The organism is Stenotrophomonas indicatrix (assembly GCF_002750975.1).
Taxonomy (GTDB): Bacteria; Pseudomonadota; Gammaproteobacteria; order Xanthomonadales; family Xanthomonadaceae; genus Stenotrophomonas; species Stenotrophomonas indicatrix.
Window position 1 is genome coordinate 1,016,782 of the sequence record NZ_PEJS01000001.1, and the last position, 24,790, is coordinate 1,041,571.

At 67.2% G+C, this 24,790-nt stretch carries 20 protein-coding genes; 12 read left to right on the top strand and 8 right to left on the bottom strand.

Translation table 11 applies throughout. The features are described from left to right. The first annotated feature begins 127 nt into the window (after positions 1-127). Both gltX and CR918_RS04745 read left to right on the top strand, forming a co-directional pair. Positions 128-1,531 carry a glutamate--tRNA ligase gene (gltX, locus tag CR918_RS04740; RefSeq protein WP_033830686.1) on the top strand — a complete coding sequence of 468 codons (1,404 nt, stop codon included), beginning with the start codon at positions 128-130 and terminating at the stop codon, positions 1,529-1,531. Between the two features lie 34 nt (positions 1,532-1,565). Beyond that, the gene (locus CR918_RS04745; protein WP_025879333.1) at positions 1,566-2,051 is read left to right on the top strand and encodes a Fur family transcriptional regulator; all 486 of its coding nucleotides are present in this window, start codon (positions 1,566-1,568) and stop codon (positions 2,049-2,051) included. A 98-nt stretch (positions 2,052-2,149) separates the two neighbouring features. Here the strand turns inward: CR918_RS04745 and CR918_RS04750 are convergent, their stop codons facing one another. The 4 genes from CR918_RS04750 to CR918_RS04765 form a co-directional block, all read right to left on the bottom strand. Continuing rightward, a complete protein-coding gene (locus CR918_RS04750; protein ID WP_099842173.1) occupies positions 2,150-3,313 on the bottom strand; it encodes an HlyD family secretion protein in 1,164 nt (387 codons plus the stop codon). Positions 3,314-3,323: 10 nt separating this feature from the next. After that, on the bottom strand, positions 3,324-4,997 hold the full coding sequence (locus CR918_RS04755; protein ID WP_025879335.1) for an MFS transporter: 1,674 nt from the start codon (positions 4,995-4,997) through the stop codon (positions 3,324-3,326). Then, positions 4,997-5,563: a TetR/AcrR family transcriptional regulator gene (locus tag CR918_RS04760; RefSeq protein WP_025879336.1), complete on the bottom strand. Its 567-nt coding sequence runs from the start codon at positions 5,561-5,563 to the stop codon at positions 4,997-4,999. The genes CR918_RS04755 and CR918_RS04760 overlap by 1 nt, the downstream gene beginning before the upstream one ends. Positions 5,564-5,835: 272 nt before the next feature. Then, a complete protein-coding gene (locus CR918_RS04765; RefSeq protein WP_099842174.1) occupies positions 5,836-8,034 on the bottom strand; it encodes a TonB-dependent receptor in 2,199 nt (732 codons plus the stop codon). Positions 8,035-8,167: 133 nt separating this feature from the next. Here CR918_RS04765 and CR918_RS04770 point away from each other — a divergent pair, with 133 nt between their 5' ends. Then, entirely contained in the window at positions 8,168-8,581 is a 414-nt protein-coding gene (locus CR918_RS04770) for a MerC domain-containing protein (protein ID WP_025879338.1), read from the top strand. Between the two features lie 110 nt (positions 8,582-8,691). Further along, positions 8,692-8,874 carry a 30S ribosomal protein THX gene (locus tag CR918_RS04775; RefSeq protein WP_025879339.1) on the top strand — a complete coding sequence of 61 codons (183 nt, stop codon included), beginning with the start codon at positions 8,692-8,694 and terminating at the stop codon, positions 8,872-8,874. Between the two features lie 83 nt (positions 8,875-8,957). Here the strand turns inward: CR918_RS04775 and CR918_RS04780 are convergent, their stop codons facing one another. The 3 genes from CR918_RS04780 to CR918_RS04790 all read right to left on the bottom strand — a co-directional run bounded on the left by CR918_RS04780 (position 8,958) and on the right by CR918_RS04790 (position 12,598). Further along, entirely contained in the window at positions 8,958-10,223 is a 1,266-nt protein-coding gene (locus tag CR918_RS04780) for an alkaline phosphatase family protein (protein ID WP_099842175.1), read from the bottom strand. Positions 10,224-10,631: 408 nt separating this feature from the next. Beyond that, entirely contained in the window at positions 10,632-11,123 is a 492-nt protein-coding gene (locus CR918_RS04785; protein ID WP_025877732.1) for a methylated-DNA--[protein]-cysteine S-methyltransferase, read from the bottom strand. Next, the gene (locus tag CR918_RS04790; RefSeq protein ID WP_025877730.1) at positions 11,120-12,598 is read right to left on the bottom strand and encodes a DNA-3-methyladenine glycosylase 2 family protein; all 1,479 of its coding nucleotides are present in this window, start codon (positions 12,596-12,598) and stop codon (positions 11,120-11,122) included. Before CR918_RS04790 ends, CR918_RS04785 begins: the two co-directional genes overlap by 4 nt. A gap of 439 nt (positions 12,599-13,037) precedes the next feature. Between CR918_RS04790 and CR918_RS04800 the strand changes: the two genes are divergently transcribed. The 4 genes from CR918_RS04800 (at position 13,038) to ubiM (ending at position 16,466) form a co-directional block, all read left to right on the top strand. Further along, on the top strand, positions 13,038-14,201 hold the full coding sequence (locus CR918_RS04800; RefSeq protein WP_099783349.1) for a COG3904 family protein: 1,164 nt from the start codon (positions 13,038-13,040) through the stop codon (positions 14,199-14,201). A gap of 58 nt (positions 14,202-14,259) precedes the next feature. After that, positions 14,260-14,805 carry a DUF4019 domain-containing protein gene (locus tag CR918_RS04805; protein WP_025877727.1) on the top strand — a complete coding sequence of 182 codons (546 nt, stop codon included), beginning with the start codon at positions 14,260-14,262 and terminating at the stop codon, positions 14,803-14,805. Positions 14,806-14,817: 12 nt separating this feature from the next. Next, positions 14,818-15,207, top strand: a complete 390-nt coding sequence (locus CR918_RS04810) for an MAPEG family protein (RefSeq protein ID WP_025877726.1) — start codon at positions 14,818-14,820, stop codon at positions 15,205-15,207. A gap of 80 nt (positions 15,208-15,287) precedes the next feature. Further along, positions 15,288-16,466 (top strand): 5-demethoxyubiquinol-8 5-hydroxylase UbiM, encoded by a 1,179-nt coding sequence (gene ubiM / locus CR918_RS04815; RefSeq protein WP_099842177.1) that lies wholly within the window; start codon positions 15,288-15,290, stop codon positions 16,464-16,466. A 15-nt stretch (positions 16,467-16,481) separates the two neighbouring features. On the opposite strand, the gene CR918_RS04820 is transcribed toward ubiM, so the two are convergent. Further along, the gene (locus CR918_RS04820; RefSeq protein WP_025877723.1) at positions 16,482-16,703 is read right to left on the bottom strand and encodes an RNA-binding S4 domain-containing protein; all 222 of its coding nucleotides are present in this window, start codon (positions 16,701-16,703) and stop codon (positions 16,482-16,484) included. A gap of 269 nt (positions 16,704-16,972) precedes the next feature. Between CR918_RS04820 and CR918_RS04825 the strand changes: the two genes are divergently transcribed. The 4 genes from CR918_RS04825 (at position 16,973) to CR918_RS04840 (ending at position 24,671) form a co-directional block, all read left to right on the top strand. Next, positions 16,973-18,901: a DEAD/DEAH box helicase gene (locus CR918_RS04825; protein WP_025877722.1), complete on the top strand. Its 1,929-nt coding sequence runs from the start codon at positions 16,973-16,975 to the stop codon at positions 18,899-18,901. Positions 18,902-19,089: 188 nt separating this feature from the next. Beyond that, entirely contained in the window at positions 19,090-21,513 is a 2,424-nt protein-coding gene (locus CR918_RS04830) for a putative bifunctional diguanylate cyclase/phosphodiesterase (protein ID WP_099842178.1), read from the top strand. A gap of 736 nt (positions 21,514-22,249) precedes the next feature. Beyond that, complete coding sequence (locus CR918_RS04835; RefSeq protein WP_099783355.1) at positions 22,250-23,914, top strand: sensor domain-containing diguanylate cyclase; 1,665 nt, start codon at positions 22,250-22,252, stop codon at positions 23,912-23,914. 34 nt (positions 23,915-23,948) lie between these two features. Continuing rightward, positions 23,949-24,671 (top strand): pseudouridine synthase, encoded by a 723-nt coding sequence (locus tag CR918_RS04840; protein WP_033830696.1) that lies wholly within the window; start codon positions 23,949-23,951, stop codon positions 24,669-24,671. Positions 24,672-24,790: the final 119 nt, after the last annotated feature.

The window sequence follows — 24,790 nt, forward strand, 5'->3', positions numbered from 1 at the left end:
TTTCCCCTCCGCTGCATCGGCGTTCTCCCGGGAGCGCGGCAATAGCGACTTGATCCCCTCCGTCCCCTTTTTCCGCAGGGGGCGGAGGGCTGGTAAAATCGGGGGATACCCGTTCCTCGAGCCCTCCATGACCTGCCGCACCCGCTTCGCCCCCAGTCCCACCGGCTACCTGCATATCGGTGGCGCCCGCACCGCGCTGTACTGCTGGCTGGAGGCCCGCCATCGTGGCGGCGAGTTCGTGCTGCGCATCGAGGACACCGACCGTGAACGCAGCACCCAGGGTGCGATCGATGCGATCCTGGAGGCGATGGAGTGGCTGGGCCTGGACTACGACGAAGGCCCGTTCTACCAGACCGAGCGCGTCGCCCGGTACAAGGAAGTGGCCGAGCAATTGATCGCCGACGGCAAGGCGTACTACGCCTACGAGACCCGCGAAGAGCTGGACGCCATGCGCGAGGCCGCGATGGCCAGGCAGGAAAAGCCGCGTTACAACGGCGCTGCCCGCGAGCAGGGCCTGCCGTACAGGGACGACCCGAACCGCGTCATCCGCTTCAAGAACCCGCTTGAAGGCACGGTGGTGTTCGATGATCTGATCAAGGGCCGCATCGAGATCGCCAACAGCGAGCTGGATGACATGGTCATCTTCCGTCCGGACGGCTACCCCACCTACAACTTCGCGGTGGTGGTGGACGACTGGGACATGAAGATCTCCGAAGTCATCCGTGGCGACGACCACATCAACAACACCCCGCGCCAGATCAACCTGTACGAAGGCATCGGCGCACCGGTGCCGAAGTTCGGCCACATGCCGATGATCCTGGACGAGCAGGGCGCCAAGCTGTCCAAGCGTACCGGCGCGGCCGACGTGATGCAGTACAAGGACGCCGGCTACCTGCCTGATGCACTGCTGAGCTATCTGGCCCGTCTGGGCTGGTCGCACGGTGACCAGGAACTGTTCAGCCGCCAGGAACTGATCGACCTGTTCGATGTGAAGGACTGCAATTCCAAGGCCTCGCGCCTGGACATGGCCAAGCTGGGCTGGGTCAACCAGCACTTCCTGAAGACCGAGGAGCCGGCCGCGATCGTGCCGCACCTGGTCTACCAGCTGCAGAAGCTGGGCCTGGATGTGGCCGCTGGCCCGGCGCCGGTGGACGTGGTGATCGCCCTGCGCGAGCGCGTGCAGACCCTGAAGGAAATGGCCGAGAAGGCCGTGGTCTGGTACCAGCCGCTGAACGAATACGATGAAGCGGCCGTGGCCAAGCACTTCAAGGCCGGTGCGGAACTGCCGCTGGGCAAGGCCCGCGAGCTGCTGGCAGCCCTGCCGGAGTGGACCGCCGAAGCCGTTGGCGTGGCCCTGCACGATGCAGCCGCCGCGCTGGAAATGGGCATGGGCAAGGTCGCCCAGCCGCTGCGCGTGGCCATCACCGGCACCCAGGTCAGCCCTGACATTTCCCATACCGTGTACCTGGCCGGCCGCGAGCAGGCCTTGAAACGCATCGATGTGGCCATCACCAAGGTAGCAACGGCCTGAGCCCTGCGGCCCACGCCCGAACTGGAGAACGCGCATGTCCGCCAAAACCGCCTGTACGGCCCCGCACCACCATGTCCACGACGCTTCGGATTTCGTGGCGGTGGTCGAGCGTGTCTCGCGCGAGCGCGGGCTGCGCCTTACCCCCATCCGCGCCAACGTGCTCAAGCTGATCGCCGAGGCCGGCAAGCCGGTCAAGGCCTACGAGCTGCTGGAGTGGGTGCGCAACGGCAAGGGTGTGGGCGCTGACGCCCCGCCCACCGTGTACCGCGCGCTCGACTTCCTCATGGCCAATGGCTTCGTGCACAAGCTGGAATCGGTCAATGCCTTCGTGGCCTGCCACCACCCCAGCAGTGCGGCCCATTCGGTGCCGTTCCTGATCTGCAACAGCTGCCACAGCGCGGTGGAACTGGAAGACCGCGAGATCGTGACCCAGCTCGAAAAGCGGGCCAAGGAGCTCGGCTTCCAACCGCAGGCACAGACATTGGAAGTACACGGACTCTGCGCCCGCTGCGCAGGTTGATGCGAGGGTAGTGCCGGCCGCTGGCCGGCTTCCTCGGGATCTGACCCCATTTCACAACAATGTAGCCGGCCACGGCTCGACTCCACCGGGCCGGCGCCCTAGTCCATCGGCTTGGACGCGGTATCCACCCGCACGATCACCGACATGCCCGGCCGCAACCGCGCCGCCAGTTCCTGGTCCCCGTTGATCGAGATACGCACCGGCAGCCGCTGGACCACCTTGGTGAAATTGCCGCTGGCATTGTCCGGGCGCAGCACGCTGAACTCCGATCCGGTGGCCGGCGCGATCTGTTCCACGCGTCCGCGCAGCACCTGGCCCTGGAACGCATCCACCGAGAACGAGGCGGGCTGCCCGATCTTCATCTGCCAGGTCTGGCCTTCCTTGTAGTTGGCCACCACCCACAATGTGTCGGGCACCAGAAACAGCAGCTGCGAACCGGCCGCCACGTACTGCCCCACGCGCACGCTGGCCTCGCTGATCTGCCCATCGCGCGGCGCATGGATCACCGTATTGGCCAGGTCGATGCGGGCCAGCTCAAGCTGTGCCTGCGCGCTTTCCACCTGCGCTTCCAGGCTCTTGCGCGAGACCTGGGTCGAGACCAGGGTTTCTTCGGCGATGCGGATCTGCGCCTGCGACTGCTGCACGCTGGCCTGCGCCGAGGCCTGGCTGGTGCGGAACTTGTCGCGGTCGTTGATGGACACCAGCTGCTGCGCCGCCAGTTCCTCGTAGCGCTTGGCCTCGTTGCGCGAGCGCTGCAGCTCGGCCTGGCCGGCCGACAGCGTGGCCCGCGCCGCAGCAATCTGCGCGCGGTTCTGCGCCTGCGACTGGTCCGAATTGGCCAGGGCCGCGCGCGCGCTGTCCAACGTGGCCTGCGCCTGCGCCACCCGCTGCGCGTAGATGCGGTCGTCGATGCGCAGCAGCGGCTCGCCCTGCTTCACGTGCTGGAAGTCCTTCACCAGCACGTCGGTCACATAGCCGTTCACCTGCGGCGCCATCACCGTGATCTGCCCGCGTACGTAGGCGTTGTCGGTCACCATCACGCTGCTGGTGAACGGCCACAGGTGCCAGGCGCGCAGGATCAGCGCGATGCCCAGCAGGGCCACCACCACCATCACCACCACGCTGCGCGAACTCGGCTTGAGGTACTTCGGCGCGGCGGCGGGCGCGGCAGGCGTCGCCGCCGGTGCCGCATCGGTGGGCGGCGGCGGGGTGACGTTCTCGGCAGCGTCGGTGTCGTCTGGACGGGGCGGGACGGGAGGCATGACGGTGGACTCAGCGCGGTGCCGCGGTCGCAGCCGCAGCGGGGGAGGAAGGATGGCGCTTGCGCCATTGTTTGCGTACGGCGGTACGCAGCGACAGCAGCAGCAACCAGCACAGGAAACCGATTGCCAGCCAGCCGCTCAGGGTGAACACATCGTTGAACCCTCGCACGTTGGCTTCGCGGCGGGTGGTCTGCGCCAGCTGCGCGCTGCCCTGGGCACTGCGCAGCACCGGGTCGGTGATCTGCGCTGCGTACAGCTGTTGCTGGATGCGCAGGCGCTGTGCCACCACCGGGTCGGCTGGATCGAGCTGGCTCGTCAGCGCGCTGGAATACAGCTGCTCGCGATGCAGCTGGAACGTTCCCAGCACGGCCGAGCCGGCCAGTCCGCCCAGCGTCTGCGTGATCGACAATGTCACCAGGAAGGTGATCATGTGGTCCACGCCTTGTTTCAACGCGGCGGAAATGCCAAGCATGATCAGCGGGCCCATGAACATGCCGGCGCCCACCGACGCCAGGAACTGGCTGATGTAGAAGTCATGCGGGCGATCCAGGCTGGTGCGGTGCTGGTCGAAGAACGCGGCGGCACCCAGCAGCAGGATCGCCATCAGCAACTGCGCAATCAGGCGCTTCGGGCCGAAGGTCAGTGACGCACCGGCGATGCCGGTGACCACGCCGGCCAGGATCACCACGAACAGCGGCCGCATCTGGTCCGGTCCCATGCCCAGCGTGCGCATCAGGTTGACCACGCCGTAGGACTGTTCAGTGGTCAGGAAGCGGATCAGGAAGGCGCCGACGATGAAGTGCATCACCGGCAGGGTCGACAGCCAACGGATCTGCAGCAGCGGGTTGCGCCGGTAGTGTTCGATGATCAGTGCGGTGGTGGTCAGCACGATGGAGGCGATCAGCGCCCAGCCCAGCCACGGCGTGTTCAACCACCAGCGCGTGTAGCCCTGGGCCAGCACCACCACCAGCAGGGCGACGGCAGGCGCGAGCAGGGCGAAGGTGAGGAAATCCAGCGGTTCGAAGGCCTTGACCTGGATGCCCGGCGGCAGCTTCAGCACGACCACGGCGGCAAACGCGCACAGCGCCAGCCCTGCTTCGAACGAATACAGCTGGTGCCATTGGCCGGTATCGACCAGGCCGGGCGAGACGATCCAGGCAATCGGCACCGCCAGCTGCGACAGGCCGACGCCGATCACCAGCAGGTTGCCGGTGAATCGCCGCGGCAGCGCCTGCAGCATGTACAGCGTCCCCAGCGTCGAACAGGCCGCGCCGGCGAAACCGCTGGCGGCGCGGGTCAGCATGGTGGTCTCGAAACTGCCGACGAACAGGTGCAGCACCGCCAGCGCCGCATACAGCCCCAGGCCGATCTCGGCAAACAGGCGGATGCCGTATTGCTGGCGGAACTTGAAGGCCAGCAGGTTGGCGGTCACGTTGACCATGGCGTAGGCAGCCACCAGCCAGCTGCCCTGGGTGGGGGTGAGCGCCAGTTGCCCCTGCAGGAAGGGCAGGTTGGCCGTTACCAGCGCATTGCCGAGGCCACCGGTGATGGCCACCAGCAGCGACACCAGTGCATAGGCTGCACGCCGATAAGGCGGGTGCCAGGGCATCGACGCCGAACCAGGCATGGTCGGCTTCTCGTGCTCCTCCCAATCCGGAACCGGCTTGAGGTACGGCTGCACCATCAGCGTTCCCCGCTGGCTGCTCCCTGGAGTCCCCCGCGCAGCAGCTGCAGGGCACGCCCGGCCAGCTGGGCGCGCTCATCGCGGGTCTTGCCGCGCAGGGCCGCCCCCAGCATGCCCGAGATCAGTGAAATATCCGTCTTTTCCAGGTCGGGCCGGCACAGGCCAGCGGCCTTGGCGCGGGCGATGGGGGCTTCCAGCAGGTCGCGCACGGTCTCGCGTGCGGTGCGCATGGCCGGCACGTCCGAATCGACCGCGCGCCAGTAATCGGCCAGTGCCGGCGAATCGACGATGCGCTGGGCCATGCCTTCGAACACCTCGAACAGGGCGTCGTCGCGGTCGCCAAGCTGCTCGACCTGGCGGCGGATGCGGTCGACCGTGCGCTGCAGCAGCGCCTGGATCAGCGCGGTGCGGTCAGGAAAATTCCGATACAGGGTGGCGCGGCCGACTTCGGCACGCTCGACCACCAGGTCCAGCGGCGCGGTGACGCCGTGTTGGCCGAACACATGGTCGGCAGCATCGAGGATGAGGGCTCGGCGGGCAGCGGCATCGGCACGTTGGGTGGTCATGGCTTCATTTTCGGACACAAATGTCCGGATGGCGAGAGACGAATGGCGACGGGATTGTCCGCTTGTTGTCGTACGCACATCTTTGTGACGGATGCGTGAGGGTCGATCGAGGTCATCAAAAAAGACGGGGGGCCAACCTGGCCCCCCGGGAGAGAACGACAGCATGCCGCCGTCAAAGTCAGTAGATCCACACCATGCGTGGATGCACGTCAGTAGATCCACGCCATGGGTGGATGCACTTCAGTAGATCCACGCCATGCGTGGATGCCTCATCAGAAGAACGCGCGGATCCCGAAGGCGACACCACGACCCGGCAGCGGCGAGTAATCCTTCAGCAGCGAGGTATGCGGACGCACTTCGCGGTTGGTCAGGTTGCTGCCATCCAGGAACAACTCGTAGCTGTTGCTGTCGCTGCGGTCCCAGCGGTAGGCCAGGTGCGCATCGACCAGGGTGTAGCCGTTGCTCGGCTCCTCGTTCTGCGCAACGTCCTTCTGCCGGCTGTAACGCACCGCGCCCACCGAGGCACGCCAGCCATCCTTCGCCCAGCGCAGGTCGGCGCCGACACGGGCCGGGGCGATGCGCGGCAGGTAACCGGTGTTGGCCAGTTCCACGCTGTAGTTGTGGTTGTGGTCACCGTGCGGCACGGCGATGTCCAGGGTGCGGCTGCCGTTGCCGTCCAGCTTGGCCTGCACGTAGTCGCCGAACACGCGCAGGTCCCAATCGCCGGCGCCGCCTTCGAACAGGTGCACCAGCGCTTCGGCTTCGGCGCCCTTGAACACCGCGTCCTGCTGGGTCCAGGTGCGCACCGGCAGGCTCTCGGTGATGCCGGTGTCGGCCAGGTAGATGAAGTCCTTGAACCTGGTCTGGTAGATCGCGGCAGAGAAGTCCAGGCGCTCGCTGTGGGTGTGGATGCCCAGTTCGATGCGTTGGCCGCGCTCGGTCTTCAGGTTGGCATCACCGATTTCCAGCGAACGGGTGGCGATGTGCGCGCCGGCGGCGTACAGCTCCTCATTGGTCGGTGCACGCTCGGAGCTGTCCACGCCGATGCGCAGGTCGACCGCATCGTTGAGCTTCCAGATACCGGCGGCCGACAGGTTGGTGGCGTCGAACTTGCGGCGGCGGTAGTCGCCGGTCGGGTCCAGCTTGACCTGGTCGTGGCGACCGCCCAGTTCCAGCTTGAACGGGCCGAACTGCTTTTCCTGCAGAACGAACAGGCCGATGTTCTTGGTTCCGGTATCGGGCACGAACGCTTCTTCGCCCTTGGCGCCGAAATCGCTGTTGCCGAACTGCAGGCCGAAGGCGCCGTCCCAGCCGCCGATCTGCTGCTGCACCGCTTCCAGGCGGCCTTCGATGCCGCGGTTGGTGAAGCGGGTGGACGGCGTGCCGGCTTCCAGCTCCACGTGTTCGTAGTCGGTGTAGGCCACGCGCGCGTTGACGTTCTTCAGGAACGATACCGGGTTGTAGATGCCGGCCTTGGTCTCGAAACGGTTCTGCACCATGTCGATGCGCACGTCGTGCTCTTCACCTTCCTCCTCCTCGCCATAGTCGTGGTCGTGATCATGGTCGTGGCCATCGCCGTCGGCATGCACGTGGGCGCCGTTGGGGATGCCGTAGTTGGTGCGGTAGGTGCTGGCCGAGGCGCCGAAGTAGCCGCCTTCGCCCAGCCAGGTGGCGCCGACGCCACCGGCGCGGGTGCGGATGGAACTGTTGTCCAGGCGGCCGCGACGCGGCTCTTCGCCTTCCTCGCCCGCGTGGTCGTGGTCATCGTGGTGGTCTTCCAGGCCGTCGATCACCGCGTAGCCCGGAATGCGGAAATCATCGCCATTGCGCACCAGGCCATCCACGTGCAGCACGACATTGCCGCTCACGCCGTCCAGGCGGAACATGCCGCTGCGTTCGTCGTTGACCGAATTGCCACGCAGCTCGGCACGGCCGCTGAGCGGACGATCCGGCAGTTCGCGCGCAATGCGCCCATCGACCACGTTCACCGCACCGCCGATCGCGCCGCTGCCGAACAGCAGGGTAGCCGGGCCTTTCAGCACTTCGATCTGGTCGGCCAGGAACGGCTCGATGCTGGTGGCATGGTCGGCGCTGACGGTGGAGGCGTCCATGTTGCCCATGCCGTTGGACAGCACGGCCACGCGCGGACCTTCCTGGCCACGGATGATCGGGCGGCCGACGCCGGGGCCGAAGAAGGTGCTCTGCACGCCGGGCAGCTTGGCGACGGTGTCACCGAGGGTGCCGGCCTTCTGCTCGTCCAGGCGCTCACCGGCCAGCACTTCGACCGGGCGCGCCAGCGATTCGGCATCACCCTGCAGCGGCGATGCCGTGACCTGCACCGAGGACAGCTCGGTCAGGTGGCGGTCACGATGCGAATCATCGTCGGAGGCCGCAAAGGCGACGGAGGGCAGCAGCGCAGCAAGCGCCAGGGCCAGGGAATGAGGCTTGAGGCGAGGGTGACGGGAGGGCATGGGCGGTCCTTTGTTACATTGTATCAATCGGGTGGCGCACGAACCCCGTCGGCGGGACAGGGGGAGGGGAACCGTGCGGGTCGGGAAACGATGTTATATTATTCCATAACGATTCGCCGCCCTGCTGGAAGTCATGCCCTTGCCCTCACGCCTGCGCCACCTGCTCGATCGCTTCGGCGCCACCGGTTCGATGCTGTGCGCGGTGCACTGCGCGGTCATTCCGCTGCTGCTGGCCGCTGCCCCCTCGCTTGGCCTGTCCTTCTGGCTCAGTGATGGCGTGGAGAAGGCGCTGGTGGTGTTCGTGACCCTGCTGGGCTTGTTCAGCCTGGTCTGGGGTTACCGGCGGCACGGCGCGCTGCGTGCGCTGGCATTCCTGATTCCCGGCCTGGTCGCGTTGTGGGCCGGCGTGCTGTACGACCCGCTGCACCACAACGCGGTGCCGCACGCGGTGGTGATGACCCTGGGCGGCCTGCTGGTCGGCATCGCGCACCTGGTCAATCTGCGCTTGAACCACGGCCACGTGCATGACGCCAGCTGCGCGCACTAGGCGCTCCGTGGTAGGCTTTCCGATCGTGCGCGGGGGCGCCCAGCAAGGCGGCCCCGCCGAACCCGTGTCAGTACGGGGTAACCAGATTTCACATTTGAGGAGTTGAAGACATGGGTAAGGGTGACCGCAAGACCGCCAAGGGCAAGCGCTACAACGCCAGCTACGGCAACGCCCGTTCGCACACCGCGAGCAAGGTCGCCGTAGGCGCCGCCGCCCCGGTTGCCAAGAAGACCGTGGCCAAGGCTCCGGCGAAGAAGGCTGTGGCCAAGAAGGCAGTTGCCAAGGCCGGCTGATCCGCCGACCGACCGGTCCAAAGAAAAACGCGGCGCTCGGCGCCGCGTTTTTTTTTGACCATGGCCAGGGCATGGCGCCGCGATCAGCGCAGGGTTTTCTGCAGCGTCTGCGCGTTGCCATCGTTGGCCGCTTCCGGCACCTGCAGCAGGTGCGCCAGCAGCGGGTAGACGTCGACATTGTCGAAACCGTCGATCACCAGGCCTTGCCGGAATGAAGGGCCACGGGCGACGAACACCGCGCGCATCGACGGCAACGCGTTGTCGTAGCCATGTGAGCCGCGATCGGCGTGCTCGCGCTTGGCGATCTTCTCGCGCGTCAGCGCGTCCCAGCCTTCATCCATCTGGCAGATGATGGCCGGCACGCGCGGATGGGTGCCGTAATGCCAGCGCGCCGGCAGATTCTCCTTCTTCCAGCATTCGTAGTGTGCGTGGCGACCGAGCAGGGCACGCTCGGCCTCTGCTTCGCGTCCCACCTCCGGCGTGAAGCCGACCGACTGGCCTGCGCTGACGTTGCGCGCGATGGCAGGGTCAACCATTGATTCGAGGGCGATCACCTGGCCCTCCGGCACCGACGCCATGCCGTGATCGGAGACCACGATCACGTTGGTGCTGTCGGACAAGCCGTGCTGCTGCAGGCCATCGAGCACCTGGCCGATGATCCGGTCGGCATGCACGATGGCCTCGGTGTACTGCCTGGATTCGGGGCCAAAGTTGTGGCCGGCCTTGTCCACGTGCTCCATGTACAGCGTGGTCAGGCGCGGCGCATCGGCATCGGTCTGCGACAGCCAGTCGAGCACCGTCTGCGCACGCTGCTCCAGCGGTTCCTTGGCATCGTAAATGCGCCACTGGCTGGGCCGTGTGCCCTGGATCTCGGCTTCGCTGCCCGGCCATGAGGTGGTGGCGGTGCGCACACCGACCTTCTCGGCACCGACCCAGATCGGTTCGCCGCCCCACCATCCGCTGGTGGTCACCGCAGTGCGGTCGTGCAGCGCGAAGCGACCGAGCGCGGCATCGTCCATGCTGTTGTTGATGATGCCGTGGTGGTCCGGACGCAGGCCGGTGACCAGTGTGTAGTGGTTGGGGAAGGTGAGCGAGGGATAGGAGGGCGTCATCCAGCGCGCACGCACGCCCCCATCGATGATCCGCTGAAGGTTCGGGGTGAGGCCGCGATCCAACGCATCGGCGCGCAGGCCGTCGATGGAGATCAGCAGCAGCTTCGGCGGGCTGGCGGGCGGCGTATTCGCCTCCGCAGCAGGTGCAGCGATGGTTGTCGAAGGCGAAGGCGTGGTGGTGCATGCGGCCAGGGGCAGCAGCAGCGCCAGCGTGCAGGTCAGGCGTACGGAAGTCATCCGGTCATGATAATCCGCAGCAATGACGTACCCAAGACACGCCATCGCGCCTGTGGCGCGCTGGCGTGTCCACGCATTTCACCGTATCCCCGCGCCTTTGGCGCGCCCCCTTGAACAACAAGGGGGCTCTTCTCCAGACAGATTACGGATGCTTCCATCCACGCATGGCGTGGATCTACCGGAACGAATCAAACCGTCACCGGGAACCTGTCGAAGGCGGGGCGGTGTCGGATTGCGGGGTGTCCGCGGCATGGATGCCGCGGCCAAGCCTACAAGGACGTACTTGCGGCGACCCCGCAATCCGACACCGCCCCGACCACCCACGGATAGCCCGCTTTGGACGTTGATGTTGACGTTGATGTTGCTCTGGCTTGTAGCGGGTGCAGGGCGCAGCCCTGCCTCCAACCCTCATGCAAACAGCGGTGCCTGTCGCTGCTCCAGCCGCAACAACGCTGCCTTGGTTTCCAGGCCGCCACCGAAGCCGGTCAACGTACCGTTGCTGCCGATCACGCGATGGCACGGCAGCACGATCGGCAACGGATTGCGGCCATTGGCCGCGCCGACCGCACGGGTCGCCGTCGGCTGACCCAACTGCTGCGCCAGCTGCAGGTAGCTCCAGGTCTGGCCGAAGGGAATCAACGCCAGCGCGTGCCAGACGCGCAGTTGGAACGGCGTGCCATGCGGTGCCAGCGCCAGGTCGAAACCGCTGCGCTCACCGTGCAGGTACTGCAGCAACTGTTCGCGCGCCTCCGGCAATGCGCCGGGCGCGTAATGCCAGTGCTCGCGGCCGCGCGCAGGATGGCGGTTTTCCGGGAACAGAACGTGGGCCAGGCCATTCTCATCCCCGGCGATGGTCAGTTCACCAATCGGTGTATCGAAGCGATCGAACAAGAGGTTCATGAGGGTTCTCCAACGAAAGTGCCGGACAGGTGCCACAGATGCAGCACGGCATAGGCGCGCCATGGTCGCCATGATTGCGAACGGGCCTCGGTGGCACGTTCGCTGAGGCGCTGGCCCTGTGCGTGGCCCAGCACCTGCTGCAGCACCAGGTCACCGGCGGGGAAGGCATCAGGCTGGCCGAGCCCGCGCAGGGCAATGTACTGCGCCGTCCACGGGCCGATGCCGGGCAGGGCCACGCAGCGGGCGACGAATTCCTCCAGTGCCTGCCCCGGCCCGAAGTCCAGCTGGCCGCTGGCGCAGGCTGCGGCGAGGGCGCGCACGGTGGCGGCGCGGCTGCGTGGCAGGCCGATCGATTCCAGCGGCGCGTCGGCCAGTACGTCCGGCGCTGGAAACTGACGGTCGAATTCGGACGGCATGCCGGGCAGGTGCGCACCGTAGGCATCGACCAGCCGGCGCGCGAACGTGGTGGCCGCGGCCACGCTGACCTGCTGGCCCAGTACCGCGCGCACGCCCACCTCGAAGCCGTCCCATCCGCCTGGCACGCGCAGGCCGGGACGCTCGGCGATGCCGCGCGCCAACAGAGGTTCGTCGCCCAGCGCGGCGTGCACCTGCTGCAGGTCGGCGTCCAGGTCGAACACACGGCGCACGCGGCGCACGATGTCCGGAATCAGGCGTGGGTCGACCGCGCCCAGTTGCAGGCGCAGCTCGGGCCGCTTCGGGTCGGCGGTGACGCGCAGCAGGGCGGGGCGCTCGGCTGTGCCCAGCACGCGCTGGTAACTGTCTTCACCGATCAGTTCGATGCCGGGCAGGCTGCGCTTGCGCAGGAAGGCCAGCATGCGGGGGAAATCCAGCGGCGGTCGATAGCCCAGGCGCAGTACCAGCCCGCCATCGTCGGCGGCCAGGGGATGGTGTTGGCGGCGCAGTACGGTAGGCGCCATGCCGCAGCCCTGCAGGAATGCCGTATTGAAGCGGCGCAGGCTGTTGTAACCAGCGGCCAGTGCCACGTCGGTCACCGGCAGCGTGGTTTCGGTCAGCAGCTGCTTGGCCAGCAGCAGGCGATGGGTCGCGTGGATCTGCCCTGGCGTTGCGCCCAGCCGTTCGACGAACAGGCGTTGCAGCTGGCGTGCGCTGAGGCCGATCTTTCCCGCCAGCTCGGCCACCGGCTGGTCCTGCAGGAAGCCAGCATGGATCAGCGCCAGGGCACGCTGCACGGCCTGTCCGGCCAGCGCCTGTTGTGCCAGCGGGGCCAGCTCGGGGCGACAGCGCAGGCAGGGGCGATAGCCGGCGGACGCAGCGGCCGCTGCCGTGGGGAAATAGGTGATGTTGCGCGGCTTCGGTGGTGGCGCCGGGCACACCGGCCGGCAGTAGATGCCGGTGCTGCGCACGGCGGTGAAGAACACGCCGTCGAAGCGTGCATCACGGGCCAGGCGGGCGCGATCGCAGGCGGCAGTGTCGAGGGCGAGTGCGGTATCCATGGCGCCAGTCTAGGCGCCTGCGGGCGGTAGTACTCGCCATATTCGGACATGGATGCTGGAGGGGCCTGGCCGGGCTGCGCCCGGCACCCGCAGAGGCAACGGCAACGGCAACGGCAACAGCGGGCTATCCGTGGGATGGCGGGGTGGGTCCGGTTGCAGGGGACGCTGCAAGTACGTCCCTGTAAGCTTGGCCGCGGCATCCATGCCGCGGACACCCCTGCAACCGGACCCACCCCGCCTTCGACAGGTTCCCGCTGCTGTTGGTGGGTGTCGACCTTGGTCGACATGTAGATCCACGCCATGCGTGGATGGGAAGGGGGAAGACACTGGAATGGGAAATGACGGTGCGTGAGGGTCAGAACAGGTTCAGTGGAGGGCGCTGAATGCGCGTCGTGGACGGGTAGACTGTGGTTCTTGCCTGTCTGAATCCGGTTGCCCGATGTCCGCCAAACTCCGCTGGTTGCCCCTGTTGTGCCTGGTCCTGGCGGGCTGCAGCCAGTTGGAGAACCCGGGCAACGTCACCGCGGCCGACAAGGCCACGCGGGCCCCGGCCAGTGATGGTGAAAACATGGTGTCGATCAATGCCGCCGATGCGCCGCCACCACCGGCACAGGCGCGCAGCCGGGCTGATCGGCCCTGGCCGCAGGCGCAGCTGGAAAACGGCAAGGCCTGGGTCAGCTGCACCACCGATTACGCCGGCGACGGCGGCGATGGCATTGAACTGGAAGGCCTGCAGCGCGAACAGCTGAAGCAGGCGCTGGCGCCGTGCGCCGAGCGTGGCCTGCTGCGCGTGCGCTACAACGGCAAGATCAACCCCGGGTTTGCCGAGATGATGTGGCGGCTGGCCGTGGTCGCCGACGAGCTGCAGATCCACAAGCGCATCCTGGATCTGGATTCCAGCGGTGGCCAGGTGGAATCGGCCATCGTTGCCGGCGACAGCATCGGCGAATCCGGCTGGACCATCTGGGTGCGCGAGGGCTCGATCTGCCACAGCGCCTGCGTGTTCGTGCTGGCTGCCGGCGACAACCGGTTGTTGACCGGCAAGGTCGGCATCCACCGCATGATGCGCATCAGTTCCAAGGCCACTTCGCGCGCGGAACTCAACCGCGAGCTGCACGAGGTCTATGACAACGTGAAGGATTATCTGCAGCGCAATGGTGTGGCGGTGGGTGTGGCCGACCTGATGATGACCGTGCCCAACCGCAGCCTGCGCCTGCTGACTGCCGAAGAGCTTCGCCAGTACGGCCTGGACGGGACCAACGCCGTGCAGGACGACCTGGAGCGGATCAAGCAGATGCGTACCTGCGGCGACGACTTCGTGCAGCGCAAGGATGCGTTCCTGGTGGCGTTCGACCAGCAGTGCAAGCGCGACGGTGCCGACATGGAATCGATCAACAGCTGTGGCCAGTCGCTGAAGCAGCGCTTCGGCTTCCCCGACCCGGTGTGCCCGGAGGAAAGCCCGCTGTCGGAGATCGACGTGGCTACGCTGCCCCCGGCACCGCCGGAGCAGCCGCCGGTGGCCGAGCAGCTGCCCGCGGCATCGGCGGCACCGGCGGCGCAGGCCGAGGCGGGCGCGGTGGAAGGCAGCGTCCAGGCGCGCTGACGGTCCACTCACTGCGCTGGCGTAGACTGCGGTTCTTTCCATCGAACCGGCGGTGTCCATGAAGCGCGTGCTCCTGCTGCTGTCCCTGTTGCCCCTGGCTGCACTGGCGCAAACGCCGGCGCCGGCCACGCCCGCACCGGCCCCGGCTCGCCCCGCGCCGAGCGCACCGACGGCCGCGAAGCCGGCGACCGCTGCCACGCCGGCGCTGAGCCCGGCCCAGCAGGCGCAGGTGCAGAAACAGGACGCGGAGATGGGCAGTGCCGCATTGAAGGCCGCGCAACTGGTCGACGCCAATCGGGCCGGTGAGTTGTGGGACGGCGCCTCGGCGGTTGCCCGCCGCGCAGTGCCCAAGGCGGCCTTCGTCAGCCAGCTTGCGGCAGACCGCACGCGTCTTGGCGCGCTGGCCGGGCGTGGCCAGCCGACCATCACCCGCGTGAAATACGCTGCAGGTGCTGCCGTGCCCGAGGGCCTGTACATCAACGTCAGCTTCCCGACCCGTTTCGCCAACAGCGCGCAGCCGGTACGCGAGCTGGTGTCGTTCCGCTTCGACGAAGACCAGACCTGGCGCTTGGCCGGATACAGCCTGCGCGCCTCCAGCCCCTGACGGAGATCGAAGATGGCTACCGAACTGACGATGCTGGCGTGGGCGATGCTGCTGGGTTTCGTCTACATCTTTGCCGCCTCCACCGTGGTCACCCGCGAGCGCGGGATGAAATGGAATGCCTCCGCACGAGACGACTCGTCCAAGCCGCTGAGTCCACTTGCGGGGCGACTGCAGCGGGCGCAATCCAACTTCTTCGAGACCTTCCCGTTCTTCGCCGCCGCTGCGATTGCGGTGGTGCTGGCCGGGCGTGGCAGCGACACCACCGCGCTGGCGGCGCAGGTCTACTTCTGGGCACGCGTTGTCTACCTGCCGCTGTACGCAGCCGGCGTGCCCTATGTGCGCAGCCTGGTCTGGCTGGTGTCGATCGTGGCGATCCTGGCGATGGTGTTCGCGCTGCTGTGACGCGCAGCTGATCCAGATCAAGGCCGGTCAGGCACGCAGCGCTATGCTGGCCGCGACTGGATCAACGGCAGGAGGCGCGCATGCGCAGGATGGACGTGGTGGTGGTCGGTGCCGGACCGGCAGGGCTGTGCTTTGCGCGCGCGCTGGCCAGCACTGGCCTGCAGGTGGGGCTGGTCGAGGCACAGCCGCGCCAGGCCCTGTCCGAGGCGGCCTTCGATGGCCGCGAAATCGCCCTGACCCATGCCTCGCGGCAAAGCCTGGAACAGCTTGGCCTGTGGCAGCGCCTGCCCGAAGCCGAGGTTGCCGAACTGCGCGACGCGCGGGTACTGAACGGAGGTTCGCCCTTCGCGCTGACCTTCGCCAGCAGCCAGGTCGATGGCCAGCCGCTGGGCTGGCTGGTGCCCAACCATTTGATCCGCCGTGCGGCCTGGCAGGCGGTGCAGGGCCAGAACGGGCTGGAATTGTTTGATGGCCGCAAGGTGCAGGCGGTACGCGCCGACAGCCAGGGCCACGTGGTGCGCCTGGACGATGGCAGCGAGCTGCATGCGCGGCTGCTGGTATGTGCCGACAGTCGCTTCTCCGGCACCCGCCGCATGCTCGGCATCGGTGCGCAGATGCGTGACTTCGGCAAATCGATGCTGGTCTGCAGGATGCAGGTCGAGCGCGATCATCACCACACGGCCTGGGAATGGTTCGGCTATGGCCGCACGATGGCGCTGCTGCCGCTCAACGAAGGCCAGGCATCGGCGGTGATCACCCTGCCGCCGCGGCAGATCGAAGCACTGCTGGCGATGGATGAGATCGCGTTCGGGGAGGCCATCAGCGGCTTCTTCGAACACCGCCTGGGACGCATGCAGCCGGTGGCCACGCCACAGGCCTATCCCCTGGTCGGGGTGTATGCGCACCGCTTTGTCGGCGAACGTTCGGCACTGATCGGTGATGCCGCAGTGGGCATGCACCCGGTCACCGCACATGGTTTCAACCTGGGCCTGGCCAGCGCGCAGCGGCTGGCGCAGGGCATCGCCGAGCGGCAGCGACGTGGAGCGGACATCGCCGCGGCCGGCATGCTGGGCCGCTACCAGCGCGGGCATCGGCTGGCGGCGCGGCCGCTGTATGAAGCGACCAATGCGATTGCCAGCCTGTATACCGACGACCGTCGTCCGGCGCGCCTGTTGCGGGCGGCCGGGTTGCGGGTAGCGCAGGGGGTGGCACCGTTCCGGCAGTTGATTGCCGCCCACCTGACCCAGCGCGTGGCCTGACGGCCACGCGGTGACTTACGCGGCGGCCAGGACGCGGATCTGGCTGTCGTTGAACTCGACCACCTGGCCTGCGCGGATCTTGCAGGCCTTGCGCAGCTCGACCTCGCCATCGACCAGCACCAGGCCTTCGCTGATGACCATCTTGGCTTCGCCGCCGCTGGTGACCAGGTCGGCCAGCTTCAGCAACTGCTTGAGTTCGACGTAATCGCCGTCGAGGTCGAATTCGAGGATCTGCATGGAACGGGTTTCCTGGGGCAGGCGCTGCAGGACAGGGCCCGCGGCGGTAAAATGGGCGCCTATTGTGCGCCACGGCGGGCCGTAACGGCATGCCGTTGGCTTCCTGTACACCTTGTTCAGGCACAGTGCGGTATCATTCCGCTCTGAGCGAGTAAAACCTCAGCTCCAACCGAGCAGCGCCAGGGCACGCGATAAGAAGGGCGCCCAAAGCGCGGAATCCCCCTTTTTTTTCGCCTGCCATGCTCGTGGCAGTGCCTTCGGAGTTCCCCATGTCCCAAGAAACCCAAGCGCAGCTGCAGTTCGCGCAGCTCGGCCTGTCCGATTCTGTCATGCAGGCTGTCACTGCCATCGGCTACGAAACGCCGTCGCCGATCCAGGCTGCCACCATCCCGGCGATGCTGGAAGGCCGCGACGTGCTGGGCCAGGCCCAGACCGGTACCGGCAAGACCGCGGCCTTCGCGCTGCCGGTGCTGTCCAACATCGACCTGCAGCAGATCAAGCCGCAGGCCCTGGTGCTGGCCCCGACCCGCGAGCTGGCCATCCAGGTTGCCGAGGCGTTCCAGTCCTATTCCTCCAAGATCCCCGGTTTCCGCGTGCTGCCGGTGTACGGCGGCCAGCCGTACGGCCAGCAGCTGACGGCCCTGCGCCGCGGCGTGCACATCGTGGTCGGTACCCCCGGCCGCGTCATCGACCATCTGAACCGCAGCACGCTGGACCTGTCCGAGCTGAAGACGCTGGTGCTGGACGAAGCCGATGAAATGCTGCGCATGGGCTTCATCGACGACGTCGAAGCGGTGCTGAAGAAGCTGCCGGAGAAGCGCCAGGTGGCGCTGTTCTCGGCCACCATGCCGCCGGCCATCCGTCGTATCGCGCAGACGTACCTGAAGGACCCGGTCGAAGTCACCATCGCGACCAAGACCACCACCTCGGCCAACATCCGCCAGCGCTACTGGTGGGTGAGCGGCATGCACAAGCTGGACGCGCTGACCCGCATCCTCGAAGTCGAGCCGTTCGACGCGATGATCGTCTTCGCGCGCACCAAGGCCGGCACCGAAGAGCTGGCCAGCAAGCTGCAGGCCCGTGGCCTGGCCGCTGCCGCCATCAACGGTGACATGCAGCAGGCCCAGCGTGAGCGCACCATCGCCATGCTGAAGGAAGGCAAGCTGGACATCCTGGTCGCCACCGACGTGGCCGCTCGTGGCCTGGACGTGGAACGCATCAGCCACGTGCTGAACTACGACATCCCGTACGACACCGAAAGCTACGTTCACCGCATCGGCCGTACCGGCCGTGCCGGCCGCAGCGGTGAAGCAATCCTGTTCGCCACCCCGCGCGAAAAGGGCATGCTGCGCCAGATCGAGCGTGCGACCCGCCAGCCGATCGAAGAAATGCAGCTGCCGAGCGTGGAAGCGGTCAACGACAACCGCATCAACAAGTTCACCTCGCGCATCACCGAGACGCTGGGCCAGGGCGGCCTGGACTTCTACCGCCAGCTGCTGGAGCGTTTCGAGTCCGAGCAGAACGTGCCGGCCATCGAGGTGGCCGCCGCACTGGCGAAGATGATGCAGGGCGATACCCCGTTCCTGCTGCAGCCGCCGGTGCGTGCACCGCGCGAAGAGCGTGCGCCGCGCGAGCGTTTCGAGCGCACCGAGCGCCCGGAACGTGGCGACCGCAACGAGCGCGGCCCGCGCTTCGAGCGTGGCCCGCGTCGTGACGATGCCGAGGGTGGCTTCGAGCAGCGCCCGCGCCGTGACGTGCCGCCGCGCGGTGCACCGGAGCAGGGCATGGAGACCTACCGCATTTCGGTCGGCCACCAGCATGGCGTGAAGCCGGCCAACATCGTCGGCGCCATCGCCAACGAAGCCGGCCTGGAAAGCCGCTTCATCGGTCGTATCGACATCCACGACGACTTCTCGCTGCTGGATCTGCCGGCACAGATGCCGTCGGACGTGCTGACCCACCTGCAGAAGGTCTGGGTGTCCGGCCAGCAGCTGCAGATGCGCCCGTTGGCCGCCGGTGAAGAGGTCAATCCGGCGCCGCGTCCGTTCAAGCCGCGCTTCGACAAGCGTGGTCCGGGCGGTCCGGGTGGCCCGGGAGCTCCGCGTCGCAGCGGTCCGGGTGGCCCCGGCGGCGACCGCGACAGCCGTCCGCCGCGTCGTGATGGCTTCAACAAGCCACGTGGCCCGCGCAGCTTCTAAGCCGCGCTGAAGTAGACGAACAACGCCAGCCTCCGGGCTGGCGTTGTTGTTTGCATGGCGCCAGGGCGGCCCGGCCGCCGCTGCCGATCACCGGCCGGGTCCGGTTTCGCATGGCCCACACATCTGCGGTTCTAGGCTGGCGCGGTTCCGTAGGAGATTGTCACCGCAGCACATTCGGGGGATCCAGGATGGGTAGAAGTGGCATGGACCAACAGCGTCGACGGGTACCGATGACCCGCGGGCTGGGACTGCGATTTGCGCTGTTGACGGGCATGGCGATCGGCTTGGTCGCGCTGTCGGCTGTGATCCAGGAGCTGCAGGCGGCATCGACCGCATGGATCGCAGGGCAGGGCTACTGGTCGCGGGGGCAGCAGGACGCCACCGCAGCGCTCAGCCGTTACCTGGCGCGTGGCCATCTGCAGGATCTGCAGGATGCCCAGACGGCACTGCAGGTTCCGTTGGGTGACCTGCAGGCCCGCAAGGCGCTGGAGCAACCCGAACCGGACGAGGCGAAAGCCCGCGCCGGTTTTCTGCGTGGGGGCAATGCCCGCGCCGACATTCCGCGGCTGATCTTCTCGTTCCGCCATGCGCGCAACGTCGGAGCCTTCCGCGAAGCCACCTGGTTGTGGCGGCAGACCGACGCAAACCTGCTGGCCATGCAGTCGCTGGCGGAGGAACTGCAACGGCGCCATGGCTCGGGGCCGCTGGACGAGGCGACCGTGGATGACTACCTGCATCAGCTGCGTGGCATCGACCACCAGCTGCGCGGGCAGGCGCAGGCGTTCTCGCAGGCACTGCTGCGCATGGCCCGCGCGGTGCGCATCGCGACCCTGGCCGTGGGCGGCCTGTCGGTCCTGCTGATCAGCCTGATGGCGGTGGCTCTGGCGCGCCGGGTGGGCAAGGACCTGACCGAGCATGAGAGCCGCTTCCGGGCTGCCTTCTACCAAGCCAACGTCGGCATGCTCAAGCTGGATGCCGGCGGCCGGGTGGTGGAGGCCAACCAGGCGATGGCCGACATTCTCGACCATCGTCGGGACGTGCTGCTGCAGATGTCGCTGGCCGAGCTGCTGATGGAGGGCGAGCTGGTGATCGATGAGAGTGGCCACATCGACTGGGAGCGCCAGCTGCGACCGGGCGAGCTGCGCTTCCGGCGCCGCGATGGCAGCCTGGTGTGGGGGCGCTGGAGTGGTACCGGCGTGCGCACTGCCAGCGGCCGCCTGTCGGTGTTCGCCATCGTCGAGGATGTCAGCCAGAACCATGCCCTGGCACGTGAGATAGAGCACCACGCCAGCCATGACCCCCTGACCGGCCTGATCAATCGTCGGGAGATCGAGCGCCTGCTGGAAAAATCGCTGCTGCAGGTCCGCTCCGACGGTGGAACCCATGCCCTGGGCTACATCAACCTGGACCACTTCAAGCTGGTCAACGACAGCTTCGGCCACGCGGCCGGCGACCAGATGCTGCGCAGTTTCGCCGAGTACCTGGTCGGCGCGGTGCGCGATGGCGACTGGGTCGGCCGCCTGGGGGCGGACGAGTTCGCGGTGTTCCTTGCCCGCGCCAACCAGGATGAAGCCAAGCGTGTGCTGCAGCGGTTGATCCGCAACCTGGGCCAGGCCACGTTCCCGGTCAGCGAGGGCAGCCCCCAGTTGAGCTGCAGTGTCGGCGTGGTCGAAGTGACAGCCGAGGCGCCGGACGTGAACTGGTTGATGAGCGCGGCCGACAGCGCGTGCTATGCGGCCAAGCAGGCCGGTCGCAACCGCGTGCATTGCTTCAACGAAAACCGGCTGGCGCTGGAGGAGCGACGGCTGGAGGCCGAACGCCTGCAGGGCGTCAGTCGCGCCATGGCCGAGAACCGGATGCTGTTGTATGCGCAGCGCATCGCCAAGGTCGGCGATCCGTCGTACCTGCACTACGAGGTGCTGGTGCGCATGCGTGACAGTGAAGGCGTACTGCACCTGCCGGGCCAGTTCATGCCTGCGGTGGAGCGCTACGGCATGGCGGTGGTACTGGACCGGCACGTGCTCGGCCTGCTTTTCCGCCACCTGCAGGTGTGCCCGGCGCACGTACGGCAGCTGGGCCTGTGCAACGTCAATGTATCGGCCCAGTCGATCGCCGAGCCGGGATTCCTGGCCTTCGTCTGCGACCTGCTGGAGCGCAACCGCGCGCTGGCGTCCAAGCTCTGTTTCGAGATCACCGAAACGGCGGCCATCGGTAACCTGAGCCAGGCGCGTGCCTTCATCGACGCGGTCAAGGCGCGCGGCTGCCGGGTGGCGCTGGACGATTTCGGCTCGGGCCTGTCCTCGTTCGGTTATCTGCGGCAGCTGTCGGCGGACATGCTGAAGATCGATGGGGCGTTCGTGCGCGACATGGACACCGATCCGGTCAGCCGGGCCAGCGTGCGCGCGATCAGCGAGCTGGGCCGCGAACTGCAGATGGAGGTGGTGGCCGAGTGGGTGGAGACCACCGAAATTGCCGAGGCGCTGGCCGGGATGGGCGTGCAGGGGCTGCAGGGTTATGCCATTGAACGGCCGCAGCCGCTGGAACGGCTGACCCTGGCTGACCTGCGACCGATGCGGTTGGCCGGTACGCAGGGGCCATCGGCTGTCGGCTGAAGGTGCTGCGGCCGGGCGGCGCCCGGCACCCGCTGTAGTGCCGGCCGCTGGCCGGCAACGTCAGCAGCAACAGCAACAGCTGCATTCCGTGGGATGGCGGGGTGGGTCCGGTTGCGGGGGACGCCGCAAGTACGTCCCTGTAGGCTCGGTCGCGCCATCCATGGCGCTCACGCCCCCGCAACCGGACCCACCCCGCCTTCGACAGATCTCCACAATCTGTCGGGATGGCATGACTTGCTCCTGGTGGGTGTCGACCTTGGTCGACACGTAGATCCACGCCATGCGTGGATGAAATCCAATCCATTCATTGATTTCGAAACGGTATGAACATCCATCCACGCACGGCGTGGATCTACCAGATGGCGGGACACTGTCAGGGGTGGGGCGGTATGGGCAGGCAGGACCGTTGGCGCCATGGGCCCGAGGCATGCCCTCGGGCGGATTGGGCAGGACGCCCAACCCCGGTCTTGCCGTGTGCGCAGGACGGCGCACACGAGCAAGGCGCCATCGAGCCCCATGGATGGGTTTACGGCGTGTCCTGCCTGCCCATACCGCCCCGCCCACCTCGGTAGCCGCTTTCGCTGTTGCTTCGGCTCCGGCCTCTGCGGGTGCCGGGCGGCAGCCCGGCCAATACCCCCGCCACTTTGGTCTACACATCGGTGGTGCATTCCGCTGCGATAATGCCGCCAGGGGCGACGCGCAATGGGCGCGGACGTAAGCAGGAACAGGACGTGGCGTGGGCGGCAGGCAGGTGCGTTTGGAAACAGGGGCGGTGCTTGTCCTGCTGCTGGTGTGGTTGGCGTTGCCGTGGCTGGGCCATGCGCGCAGCGTCGACGCTGGCCGCGATTACCTTCTGGTCGGCACCGCGACAGCCGAACCTACGCCCCATCGCGCGTGCACGCCGGAGATGCTGGCCGGGCCGCGCCAGCAGACTCGGGTGAATGCCCCGCCAGAAGGCTGGTCCGGCGAGCCGCAGGCGCTGGATGTCTTCAACATCTTTGCCGGCGAAGTGCGGCTGCAGCACGGTGATCGTGAGATCTGCGGCAACATGCAGGATGCGCGCACCCGCGATTCGCGCTTCCGTGCGGGCATCGGCATGGTGGCGGTACCCGCTGCCGGCAGCCACGAACCCTTCCTGGTCTCCTGGCAGACGCCGCTGAAGGCGCGCTGGGTTCCCACATTGCAGCTGGGTGCGCCCAGCCCGGTGCAGCAGAACGACACTGCCCGGCTGCTGGTGCGCGCCGCATGCATCGCCGTGGCAATCGCGCTGGCGCTATCGGCACTGATGGCCTACCTGACCACCCGCGACCGCAGCTTCCTGATGTATATCGGTGCCACCTTGGTGCTGGTGCTGTGGCAGTCGATCCTGGGCGGCCTCAGCGGCTATCCCGAGCCTTGGCTGCGCGTCGGCGGGCGCGGTGACTGGTGGCTGCTGGCGCTGACTGCAGCGACCCAGGCACTGGTGTTGCCGGCGCTGTGGCGCCTGAACGGCGGTGACCGCGTACTGCCACGTTCGCGCGCGGGCCAGCAGCTGGTGTTGTGGTCCCTGCTCACGCTGGCGGCACTGGTGCCGTGGTTGCAGCGCGATGGACTGGTCGTGGTCGCACAGGTCCTGCAGTGGAGCTTCATTGCCGGCTGTGCGCTGTCGTTGGCGATGGGCATCTGGGCCCGGTTGCGCGGCGATGTCTGGTCGCTGGCCGGACTGGCCGCACTGGCGCCGATGCTGATGCTGATCGTGGCCGACGCCGCCAGCGCGCACTGGTTGATGGAATACCGGGTGGAGGCCCTGCAGCTGGCGGTCACCTGGCTGCTGATGATGGCGGCCTATGCGCTCAACCTGCGCCTGGGCCGGCTGCGCCAGCAGCGCGATGAAATGCGCCAGCTCGCCGAGACCGACATGCTGACCGGCCTGCCCAACCGCCGTGCCGGCCTGCAGCAGCTGGCCCAGCATCTGCAGGGCGGCGAGCGTGAGAGGGGGCCGCTGGTGATCGGCTTCCTCGATATCGATCTGTTCAAGGACATCAATGATCGCCATGGCCACGAGATCGGCGACCAGGTGCTGGTGGCCGTGGCCCGCGCGCTTCGCGCCGCTGTCCGCAGCGAGGACCAGGTGGTGCGGATGGGGGGTGAGGAGTTCCTGCTGCTGTTGCCGGGCATGCCGCGTGAGGTTGCGGCCACCCGCCTGGAGCGCCTGCGCCAGCGCATCACCGAGACCTGCCGGGACCTGCAGGTGCCCGCTCTGGAGGTGACCGCGAGCATCGGCATGGCACAGTGGCGACCGGCGGAAGATGACCTGGCCGCGCTGCTGCGGCGCGCCGATCACGCCATGTACGTGGCCAAGCGCAGTGGCCGCAACCGGGTGTTCGATGGCGAAACCGAAGATCCGTTGACCACGGCATGAGGCGGGAAGGGCGGTGATGCCGGATAATGGGGCGATGACCAGCCGACTCAACAAATACATCGCCGACACCGGCTTCTGCTCCCGACGCGAGGCCGATCGCCTGATCGCCGCCCGCCGGGTCACCGTCAATGGCCATGCCGCCGGCACCGGCGCGGTGGTCGGTGAGGATGACAAGGTGCTGGTCGACGGCCAGCCCCTGCGCGTGCGCACTGCCCGCAAGCCGGGCGCCCGCCGCCACGTGTACATCGTGCTGAACAAGCCGGTGGGCGTGACCTGCACCACCGAAAGCACGGTGAAGGGCAACATCGTCGACTTCGTCGGCCATGAACAGCGCATCTTCCCGATCGGCCGCCTGGACAAGGAGTCCGAAGGCCTGATCCTGATGACCAGCAACGGCGACATCGTCAACCAGATCCTGCGCGCCGAGAACGGCCACCAGAAGGAATACCTGGTGGCAGTGAACAAGCCGGTCACCGACGAATTCCTGCGCGCGATGGCCCGTGGCGTGCGCATCCATGACCAGATGACGCTGCCGTGCAAGACCTCGCGGATCGCCAAGTTCGGTTTCCGCATCATCCTGCAGCAGGGATTGAACCGGCAGATCCGGCTGATGGCGGCCGAGTTCGGCTACCGCGTGACCCAGCTGCGCCGCGTACGTATCGACAACATCAAGATCGGTGCACTGAAGCCGGGCCAGTGGCGCAACCTGACCGAGCAGGAGCTTCACGGCCTGTTGCCGCAGCAGCAGGACTGGTAAGCAACGGCCGGTAGTGCCGGCCGCTGGCCGGCAACTGCACGGTGCTGGCAATGAACATCAGGGAGCCGACCAACGGCCGGCACTACCGGAATGCAGATTGGCCGCCCGCATCCGCTAGA